Consider the following 984-nt stretch of genomic DNA (forward strand, 5'->3'; position numbering starts at 1 on the left):
ACCGCGGCGTCCCGCGACTCCGAGCGCGCCGCCGCCCGGGCCCCGGCCTGGGCCGCGTCCTCGCAACTCAGCTGCGCGGACGCGGCCATCAGGCCCCAGATCAGCATCAGGGCGAACAGGGCCAGCACCGGCAGCGCGACGGCCGCCTCGGCAGTGACGAACCCCTGGTCCGCCCCCATACGGGCCGCTCGGACGCGGACCACTCCCGGTGCGCTCCGCGCGCGGAGCCCGGCCCGCGCGTCCGCCCGTCCCGCCGTGGACGGTGCCTCAGAACGGCGCATCGAGAGCCCGCCCGATCACCGATTGCAGCGCACCGCTGACGGTCCCGCTCGTCACCACCTTGTACAGCACCGCGGCGAAGGCACACGCGGCCAGCGTCCCCATCGCGTACTCAACGGTGGCCATGCCCGCCTCGGCCCGCGCACGCGCTGCCGCGCGCCGCCGGGCCCACCACTGCTTCATCATTTCGGTCCCCCTCCTAGCTGTCATTGCCGTACAGAAGCCGATCTCTCGTGCCGCGCCGGGCCGGGGCGCCGTGCTCAGGTGTGGCCCGCCAGACCGCCCGCCAGCCCGGTCATCACCGGGGCCACGCCGATCAGCAGATAGGCGGGCAGGAAGCAGGCCCCGAGCGGGGCGGTGGCCAGCACGCTCGCCCGATCGGCGCGTCGGCCCGCGTCCCTCCCCTGCTCGGCGCGGCAGTCGGCGGCGATCCGGGACACCGGCTCCACCGCCGGGGCACCCGTGGTCCCGGCGTGCTCCAGGGCGCGCGCCAGCCCGCTCGCGCCGGGCAGCGCGCCAAGCCGCCCCCAGGCGCCGGCCGGCTCTCCTCCCAGCCGCAGTTCCGCAGCGGTCCGGACCAGCCGGTCGCCGAACGGGCCGCCGAGCGACTTGCCCACCGCGTCCGCCGCCGTGCGCGGGTCCGCCCCGGCGGCCAGACAGGCCGCCAGCAGGTCGGCGGCCAGCGGGATCTGCCGCACCGCCTCG

At 77.3% G+C, this 984-nt stretch carries 3 protein-coding genes; all 3 read right to left on the reverse strand.

Annotated elements, in window-relative coordinates:
• Positions 1–203: TadE family type IV pilus minor pilin (locus EEJ42_RS31290; RefSeq protein WP_425472990.1), on the reverse strand; the 203-nt coding region annotated here is incomplete at its 3' end.
• 64 nt (positions 204–267) lie between these two features.
• Entirely contained in the window at positions 268–465 is a 198-nt protein-coding gene (locus EEJ42_RS31295; RefSeq protein ID WP_123105231.1) for a DUF4244 domain-containing protein, read from the reverse strand.
• A 74-nt stretch (positions 466–539) separates the two neighbouring features.
• A partial coding sequence (locus EEJ42_RS31300; RefSeq protein ID WP_123105233.1) for a type II secretion system F family protein occupies positions 540–984 on the reverse strand: 445 nt, incomplete at its 5' end.

It is taken from the genome of Streptomyces botrytidirepellens, assembly GCF_003721215.1.
Lineage (GTDB): Bacteria > Actinomycetota > Actinomycetes > Streptomycetales > Streptomycetaceae > Streptomyces > Streptomyces himastatinicus.

Excerpts from the sequence above, each read along its gene's own strand:
- EEJ42_RS31295 (WP_123105231.1), bottom strand. The coding sequence starts at position 465 with ATGATGAAGCAGTGGTGGGCCCGGCGGCGCGCGGCAGCGCGTGCGCGG.